This is a genomic window from Stenotrophomonas sp. 05L414_2 (assembly GCF_056397905.1).
Genome location: NZ_JBFTOJ010000174.1, coordinates 1 through 8,111, shown reverse-complemented (window position 1 = coordinate 8,111; position 8,111 = coordinate 1). Strand labels below are relative to the sequence as shown.

Annotated in this window: 7 protein-coding genes; 3 read left to right on the top strand and 4 right to left on the bottom strand. The window is 68.1% G+C overall.

Features of this window, described 5'->3' with window-relative positions; translation table 11 throughout:
- Positions 1-151: 151 nt before the first annotated feature.
- Complete coding sequence (locus AC1DJN_RS18505) at positions 152-1,348, bottom strand: MFS transporter (protein WP_134832713.1); 1,197 nt, start codon at positions 1,346-1,348, stop codon at positions 152-154.
- 94 nt (positions 1,349-1,442) lie between these two features.
- Here AC1DJN_RS18505 and AC1DJN_RS18500 point away from each other — a divergent pair, with 94 nt between their 5' ends.
- Entirely contained in the window at positions 1,443-2,372 is a 930-nt protein-coding gene (locus AC1DJN_RS18500) for a LysR family transcriptional regulator (protein WP_478039712.1), read from the top strand.
- Positions 2,373-2,387: 15 nt separating this feature from the next.
- Here AC1DJN_RS18500 and AC1DJN_RS18495 read toward each other — a convergent pair whose 3' ends face one another.
- Entirely contained in the window at positions 2,388-3,854 is a 1,467-nt protein-coding gene (locus tag AC1DJN_RS18495) for an amidohydrolase family protein (RefSeq protein WP_478039710.1), read from the bottom strand.
- A 49-nt stretch (positions 3,855-3,903) separates the two neighbouring features.
- Positions 3,904-4,605, bottom strand: coding sequence for an ankyrin repeat domain-containing protein (locus AC1DJN_RS18490; RefSeq protein ID WP_309909996.1), 702 nt, complete (start codon positions 4,603-4,605; stop codon positions 3,904-3,906).
- Between the two features lie 94 nt (positions 4,606-4,699).
- On the opposite strand from AC1DJN_RS18490, the gene AC1DJN_RS18485 reads away from it, so the two are divergent.
- Positions 4,700-5,581: a LysR substrate-binding domain-containing protein gene (locus AC1DJN_RS18485; protein WP_032975274.1), complete on the top strand. Its 882-nt coding sequence runs from the start codon at positions 4,700-4,702 to the stop codon at positions 5,579-5,581.
- Positions 5,582-6,020: 439 nt separating this feature from the next.
- On the opposite strand, the gene AC1DJN_RS18480 is transcribed toward AC1DJN_RS18485, so the two are convergent.
- Positions 6,021-7,181 carry an amidohydrolase family protein gene (locus tag AC1DJN_RS18480; protein WP_442251978.1) on the bottom strand — a complete coding sequence of 387 codons (1,161 nt, stop codon included), beginning with the start codon at positions 7,179-7,181 and terminating at the stop codon, positions 6,021-6,023.
- Between the two features lie 184 nt (positions 7,182-7,365).
- Between AC1DJN_RS18480 and AC1DJN_RS18475 the strand changes: the two genes are divergently transcribed.
- Complete coding sequence (locus tag AC1DJN_RS18475) at positions 7,366-8,007, top strand: hypothetical protein (protein WP_282280104.1); 642 nt, start codon at positions 7,366-7,368, stop codon at positions 8,005-8,007.
- Positions 8,008-8,111: the final 104 nt, after the last annotated feature.

The following is an 8,111-nucleotide window of genomic DNA, read 5'->3' as shown; positions in this document are numbered from 1 at the left end:
TGCCAAGCCTACAAGGACGTACTTGCGGCGTCCCCGCCATCCGACACCGCCCCGCCCTCCACGGAATACCCGCTGTTGCTGTTGCTGTTGAGGTTGCCGGCCAGCGGCCGGCACTACAGCAGGTGCAGGGCGCAGCCCTGCCGAACCACCCTCAACGCAGACGGATCAGCAGGCTGCCGCCGGCGCAGATCGTCGCCAGCCACGCCACGCCGTGCCAACCCCACTGCGCCAGCGCCAGGCTGCCCAACGCACCACCGCCAGCCATGCCGATGAACATGCCGGTGAACAGCAGTGCATTGAGGCGACTGCGCGCCGGCGGCACCAGGCCGTAGACCAGGGTCTGGTGCGCGACCAGCGCCGACTGGAAACCGAAGTCGAACAGCAGCGCGCTGACCACCAGCAACGGCAGCAGCGCCACGGCCGGCAGCCACGCATCGACCAGCAACAGCGCAAAGCCAACCAAGGCGACGGCAATCGCCAACCGCGCGACCGCGGGGCTGCCCAACCGATCTGCAAAACGACCGGCAACCGGTGCCGCCAATGCACCGGCAGCACCGGCAATGCCGAACGCACCCGCGGCGGCACTGCCCAGGCCCAGCCGTGCGTGCAGCATCAGCGCCAGCGTCGACCAGAACGCACTGAAGCCCACCGCCAGCAGCGACTGGCTGGCCACGGCGCGGCGCAGCTGCGGCTGCTCGCGCCAGAGCGCCAGCAACGAACCCAGCAGCGCCGGATAACGCAGCGTGCTGGTCGCAGCGAAGTGCGGCAGTGCGCGTGCCATCACCGCCCCCATCGCCAGCACCGAAAGCGCAGCGAGGCCGAACTGCACGCGCCAGCCCCAGGCTTCGGCCACCACGCCGCTGACCACGCGCGACAGCAGGATGCCCAGCAGCAGGCCGGTCATCACTCTGCCCACCACCTGCCCGCGCTGCGCATCCGGTGCCAGCACCGCGGCGGCCGGCACGATGTCCTGTGCCAGCGTGGCCATCAGCCCCACCAGCAGGCTGGCAACCAGAAGCCCCGGCAACTGGCCGGCCAGGGCGGCCGCCCCCAGGGCCAACGCCAGCAGCACCGACTTCAGCAGGATCAGGTTGCGCCGGTCGAAGCGGTCGCCCAACGGAGCCAGCAGCAGGATGCCCAGCGCATAGCCCAGCTGGGTCAGCGTCGGCACCAGGCCCACGGCACGCTCGCCCGCAGCCAGATCCTGCGCGATCAGGCCCAGCATCGGCTGGCTGTAATAGAGCGAGGCCACCGAAAAGCCCGCGCCGGCGGCCATGGCCAGCACCAGGGACGGGGCGGGCGCAGCGCGTGGCGCAGAGACGACGGTTGAGAGCGAGGGAGCGGGCATGGAAGGCACCAGGGAGAGAATTGGAGCCTAGCGTGCCTACATTCGCGATGCGTCTGTAGTAGGCTCAACAACATACTTTACATACGCCATACGCATGAACGATCTCGCATCGGGCGGCGACCGCCTGGACCTGCTGCGTACCTTCCTGCGCATCGTCGACAGCGGCAGCCTTTCGGCCGCCGCCGTGCAGCTGGGCACCACCCAGCCCACCGTCAGCCGTCGGCTTCAAGCCCTGGAACGGCAGCTGGGCCTGCGCCTGCTGCAGCGCTCTACCCACGGCCTGCTGCTGACCGAGGACGGCCAGCGCTGCCAACGCCATGCGCAGCGGGTGGTGGACGAATGGGAAGCGCTGCAGGYCGAGCTGCACGGGCAGACACAGAGGCTCAGCGGCCGCCTGCGGGTGATGGTCCCGCATGCGTTCGGCCAGGCGCAGCTGCTGCCCACCATGCTCGACTTCCTGGCCCAGCATCCACAACTGAGCCTGGAGTGGATCCTCGAGGACCGCCGCCCGGACTTCATCGCCGAAGGCATCGACTGCGCGGTGCGGGTCGGCGCGGTCGATGAACCGCGCGTGGTTGCCCTGCCGCTGGCCGAAGTACCTCGCATTGTCGTGGCCGCACCGTCGCTGGCCGATGCGGAGTCGATCACCACCCCCGAACAGGCGCAGGCATTGCCGTGGATCTCGCTGGTCACCTACTACCGCGAACGTCTGCTGCTGCACGATGCGCAGGGCCGTGCGCACACGCTGTCGATCACGCCGCGCCTGCTGAGTGACAACCTGTTCGTGGTGCAGCAGGCCGCACGTGCGGGATTGGGGGCCGCAGTGGTGTCGGCCTGGCTGGTGGCCGAGGATCTGGCCGAAGGTCGGTTGGTGCAGCTTTTAGCGGACTGGCAGGCACCACCGCTGCCGGTGCATCTGGTGTTCCCCGCTGCGCGACAGCAACCGCTGCGCCTGCGCGCCTTCATCGATGCGATGAAAACCACGCTGCCGCAGCTGCATGGCATGCGGCCGGCACCGCGCTAGGCGCTACCGGCCGCATCACTGCGAAGCGTGGTCCTGCTTCGCCACGGCATTCCATGCAGCGACCTTTGCCTTGGTGTCGGCCAGCATCTTGTCCAGCGCCGCGCGATCGTACACATCACCGCGCAGGATCACGCTGTCGATCTTTTCGGTGGCAGCGATGTCCTGCAACGGGTTGGCGGTCAGCAACACCAGATCGGCCGCCTTGCCCGTGGCGACGCCGCCATAGCGCTGCATCTGGCCGAACCAGGCCGGGCCCGAACGGGTCGCGGCCGACAGCGCCTGCGGTGCGCTCAGGCCTTCCTTCACGAACAGCTGCAGTTCCTGGTGCAGGCCGATGCCGGGGTAGTTGAACGAATTGAGGAAGCCAGCATCGGTACCGGCAATGATCGTCACTCCCGCTTCCTGCAGCAGCGGTAGCACCGCAGCCACCTGGTGGTACTGCGCATGGCGCGCCTCGATCTGCGCCGGGGTGGCCTTGGCCGCGCGTTCGATGCGCCAGGTGTAGGTCGCGCGCAGGCCCGGGCCGATATAGGCCAGATACGGGTCGTTGGCGTGGTCGTCCTGGTCGAGGAAGTCGAGGATGCGGCCACCGTTGAGGGTCGGCGTCACGAATACGCCACGCTTGGCGAAATCACGGTAGGCATGCAGCGCGGTTTCGCGATCGAAGCTGGCGTCGAGCCGGCGGTTGGCTTCGGCGCGATCGATGCGCCCGGCGCCGAAATCGGCCGCGATCTGCGCCTCGTCCTTGCTGCCAGCCTTGAAGGCATAGTCCAGATGCTCGATCGAGGCCAGGCCCGCATCCACGGCCTGCTCCACCGTCAACGCCATCGGAATGTGGCCCGAGGCCTTGAGACCCGCCTTGCGCGCCGCGCTGGCCGAGTACAGGAACAGCTCCGGCGTCAGCGTGCTGTCGGTGATCTTCACGAAGTCGACCTTGTCGTGCTGCAGGCGCTCGATCGCCTTGTCCGCGTCGGCCTTGCTGCCCACTTCGATGGTGCCCTTCCAGACCGGCTTGATGCCTTCGATTTTCGCACCGGAGGTCAGCAGGCGGGGACCGAACAGCGTGCCGTTGGCGATGTCGCCGCGCCACTGCAGTACCTGCTGCGGAAGATCACCGGAGCAATCGCGGATCGTGGTGATGCCATGAGCGATGTATAGCGGCAGCAGCGCCTTGTTCTCTTCCACCAGCGCCGGCCCGCCGCCGAARTGCACGTGCATGTCCCACAGGCCYGGAATCAGGTACTTGCCYTTGGCGTCGATCTGSCGGCTGGYGCTCCACTGGCTGCGYASCTGCGCATCGGGRCCGACYGCGACGATGTCCTCGCCACGGATGACMACGCTCTGCCCGGGCACGCTGCGTGCGTGCTCGACATCGACCACCGTGGCGTTGCGGATCAGCAGATCGGCGCGCTCGGCGGCAGACGCCGACAGCGGTGCAACGGCAAGAAGGACGGCAAGGGACAACGGATGGGAACGGAACATGGACGGCATCCTGGTGGGCACGGCAGCGTGCGGGTGGAAGGGGCGGGTGTCAGCGCGTCGCGCCATGCTGGCGCAGCAGGGTTTCGATGTTGGTGTAGCCGCGTTGCTTGGCATGCGCCAGCGGCGTTACGCCGTCGCCATCGGCAAGCTCGGGGTTGGCGCCAGCGTCCAGCAGCAACTGTACGATCTGCACGTGGCGCGGGCCGCCATCGCCAAGCAGGATCGCCTCCAGCAGTGCAGTCCAGTGCAGGCGGTTGACATGATCCACGGCCACGCCGGCGCGCAGCAGCGTACGCACGGTGGCGACGTGGCCGCGTTCGGCCGCAGGAATCAGCGCSGTRCCGCCATAGCGGTTGGTGCTGCGCAGGTCTGCACCGTGGGCGAGCGTCAGCGCCAGGATCTCATCCAGGCCGCGCGCGCCGGCATACAGGTACGCGCTGTCCTGCATCGCGTCCTTGGCATTGACGTCGGCACCGGCCTCGATCAGTTCCCGCGCCGCGTCCACGCTGTTGCCGTGGGTGGCCAGCAGCAGGGCCGTGCGGCCCTGGCCGTCACGCGCCTCCAGATCAGCACCCGCATCCAGTGCCTCGCGCACGGCGCGGGCATCACCGCGGCTGGCGGCATCGCGCAGCTGCGCATCGGCGTCGCTTCGGGAAGTCGCCGTACACGCCGGGATGACCATGGCCAGCAGGCACAGCAGCAGCATGCGGGCCAATGGCGAACGGCGCTGCCGGGAGCGAGGGTGGTGCATCGTGACTCTCCTCATGCGCAATGGCGCCGGCCATTGCCGGCCCCTGCCCTGCATGGTAGAAGTCGGCACGGGTATCCAGAAGTGAAATGTTCAAATGCAAGACAGTGCCAAATCGAATAGAACAGTGTTCGAACTGGACCTGCTGCGGGCCCTGGTGATGGTCGCCGACTGTGGCAGCTTCACCACCGCGGCTACCCGCCTGCATTCAACCCAGTCCACGGTCAGCCAGAAGATCCGCCGCCTGGAGGAGCTTGCCGGCCACCGCCTGCTTGAACGCGGCCACCGCGACGTGCATCCCACCGACGCCGGGCACACCCTGCTGGGCTATGCCCGGCGCATGCTGGATCTGAACGAGGAACTGGCCCAGGCCTTGGCCGGCGCCACCGTGGAGACCGCGGTGCGCATCGGCGTGCCGGAGGACTTCGTGAACCCGCAGACCACGCGCATGCTGGCCGCCTTCAGTCGCCGCCACCCGCAGGTCAAGCTGGAAATCAGCAGCGGCCTCAGCCGTGATCTGGCCCATGGCTTCGACCATGGCGAGCTGGACCTGGTGCTGGTCAAGCAGCGTCGCAACACCCGCCAGGCCGTGCACTGCCGACGCGAACCGATGCATTGGATCGACAGCCTGCGCAGCAGCAGCCTGCAGCAGGACCCGCTGCCACTGGTCACCTTCCCGCCGCGCGGGCTGTACCGCGACGAGATGATCCAGGCCGTCGAGGCCTTGGGCCTGCGCTGGCGCATCGCGTTCACCAGTTCCTCGCTGAGCGGCATCCAGGGCGCGGTGGCCGACGGCATCGGCATCAGCCTGCTGCCACGGCGCGCGGTCAACCGCGAACACCGCATCATCGATGGTCAGCGCGACCTGCCCCTTGTCGACAACTACGAGATCGGCCTGCTGCATCGCGCCGATGCCGATGATGCGGTGCGTGCGCTGGCCAGCGAGTTGTGGCGCCAGGTGCAGCGCGAGCCGGAATAGTCGGCAGGGCTGCGCCCTGCACCGCATTGGTAGTGCCGGCCGCTGGCCGGCGACCTCAACGGCAACGACAACAGCTGGTTTCCTGTGGGATGGCGGGGTGGCATGGCCTGCTCTTGGTAGGTGTCGACCTTGGTCGACCAGTAGATCCACGCCACGCGTGGATGCTTTTCGAGATATTCGATTTCCAATGGAGATTCATCCACGCATGGCGTGGATCTACTGGCCACCGGGAAAACTGTCGGAGGCGGTGCGGTGTCGGATTGCGGGGTGTCAGCCGCATGGATGCGGCTGCCGAGCCTACAGGGACGTACTTGCGGCGTACCCGCAATCCGACACCGCACCGCCCTCCCACGGCATGCCGCTGTTGCTTTGGCTGTTGCTGTTGAAGTTGCCGGCCAGCGGCCGGCACTACCAGGTGCTACCGGGCTCGGCCCGGCCGCTACAGCCAACGGCCGTCGACCACCACGCGTCGCTCGGCCGGCACTGCGGCCACCGCCGCCGGGCCATGGTCGGCACGCACCGCCACGAAGGTGGCCGGACGACCTTCTGCAATGCCGTACTGCGGCAACCCGATCACCTCCGCCGCATGGGTGGTGACCATGTCCAGCGCCAGCATCAGGTCCGCATCGGTGTAGAAGCCCGACCGATAGCCCAGCAGCATCGCCCGCTGCAGCAGGTCGCCATTGCCATAGGGCCACCAGCAGTCGCGGATGTTGTCGTTGCCGGCGAACACGCGCACACCGGCGTCGTGCAGAGCACGCAGCGGCGGGAACGGATGGTCGCCCGGCGCATTGCTCATGATCGCTACGCCTGCGGCAGCCAAGGCCTCACCCACCTGCAGGGCCCGCGCCAACGGCACCTCGCCCAGCGCATAGGCGTGACTGACCGCCACCCTGCCCTGCAGGCCCGCCGCGCGTGTGCGCGCGGCGATCCGCAGCAGCTGCGCCAGCCCGGTCTCGCCCGGCTCGTGCAGATGGATGTCCAGACGCACGCCATAGCGCTCGGCCAGCCCGAACAACAACGCAAGCTGGCCTTCGGCATCCCCGTCCAGCGTGCTCGGGTCGATGCCTCCAAGCACCTCCACCCCGGCAGCAATCGCCTGTTCCAGAATGACCGCCGTACCCGGGCACGACATCACGCCGGCCTGTGGGAATGCCACCAACTGGATGCGCATGATGTCGGCACAACGCAGCGCCGCTTCACGCACCGCCTCCAGGTGACGCAGGCCGGTGCTGCCATCGATGTCGACGTGGCACCGCATCGCCACCGTACCGAATCCGCTGCACTGGCGGATCAGGGCCTCGGCACGATCGGCCATGGGTGCGGCGGTGGCAATCGCGGCCTTTTCCACCGCCAGACGCTCGCGCAGGCTGTTCACCGGCTGATGCGGATGCCAGCGGTCGCCGACGAAACTCTTGTCCAGGTGGATATGGCCGTCGACCAGTCCAGTCAGCACGCTAAAACCGGTCAGATCGACGCTTTCGGCTCCCTGTGCTGCTGCATCGTCGCCATTGATGCCGACAAACCGGCCATCACGGATGTGGAAATGCAGCGGGGCACCGTCGCGATCGACGCCACCATGGACGAACTGCAGGGTCATCAGGTTCTCCCGGAAAGCCAACACTGGCGCCATCCTGCCCGCCGCCGCGTCCATCGGCCAACGAAATATCTGCATGCCATGCATTCACCGGCACGATGAATCCCGTCCGCGACCGTGCGCCGCAGGGACGCCGGATACACGCCTGAACGGGTAACATGGGCGCCTGTTTCCGCTGTGATGCCGCATGGGCCCGTCCGACCGCCACGATCGTCTTCGCCGCTGGCAGGCCGCGTCCCTGCTGGCCGCTGCCCCGATCGCCAGCCTGTCCGCCACCGATGCCAACGCCAGCGCGCCCCTGCAGGCGCCGCCGGGCCAGCAGCGGATTGCCTCCGCCGCGCTGGTGGAGGTACTGCATCAGCGCGTGCTGGCCGGCCAGAGCGCCACCGCCACCCTGGAAAGCTGGTGCGCCGAGCACGGCCTGGCCGAGCAGGCCCGGGTCCGTGCCGTGCGTGTGCACGGCCAGGACAAGACCGCGCCGGCCGACGTGCTGCAGGCCCTGGGCGCCACTGCCTCCATGCCCCTGCGTTACCGGCGCGTGCAGCTGGCCTGCGGCAGCCGCGTGCTGTCCGAGGCCGACAACTGGTACCTGCCCGACCATCTCAGCCCGGCCATGAACCAGGTCCTGGACACGACCGACGAGCCGTTCGGCCGCGTGGTCGGTCCGCTCGGCTTCCAGCGCCAGACCGTGACCGACCAGACGTTCTGGCCGCCGCGCGGCGAAGGCGACCATGGTGTGATCCTGGAAGTGCGCGCACTGCTGCGCGACCGCCAGCAGCAGCCTTTCAGCTACGTCATCGAGTCGTACCTGGTGCAGGCGCTGCCGTAACGTTTCGTCCGCCCGGCATGTCCCGACCTACTGGGTGGTGATGCCGTTGGCAGCCGGATCGGTGGAGAACACGAAGCGTCCCGAATGCAGGTTCCGGCCCAGGG

Bases quoted from the DNA above. Each gene is read 5' to 3' on its own strand.
- AC1DJN_RS18475 (WP_282280104.1), top strand. From the start codon at position 7,366: ATGGGCCCGTCCGACCGCCACGATCGTCTTCGCCGCTGGCAGGCCGCG.
- AC1DJN_RS18480 (WP_442251978.1), bottom strand. From the start codon at position 7,181: ATGACCCTGCAGTTCGTCCATGGTGGCGTCGATCGCGACGGTGCCCCG.
- AC1DJN_RS18485 (WP_032975274.1), top strand. From the start codon at position 4,700: ATGCAAGACAGTGCCAAATCGAATAGAACAGTGTTCGAACTGGACCTG.
- AC1DJN_RS18505 (WP_134832713.1), bottom strand. From the start codon at position 1,348: ATGCCCGCTCCCTCGCTCTCAACCGTCGTCTCTGCGCCACGCGCTGCG.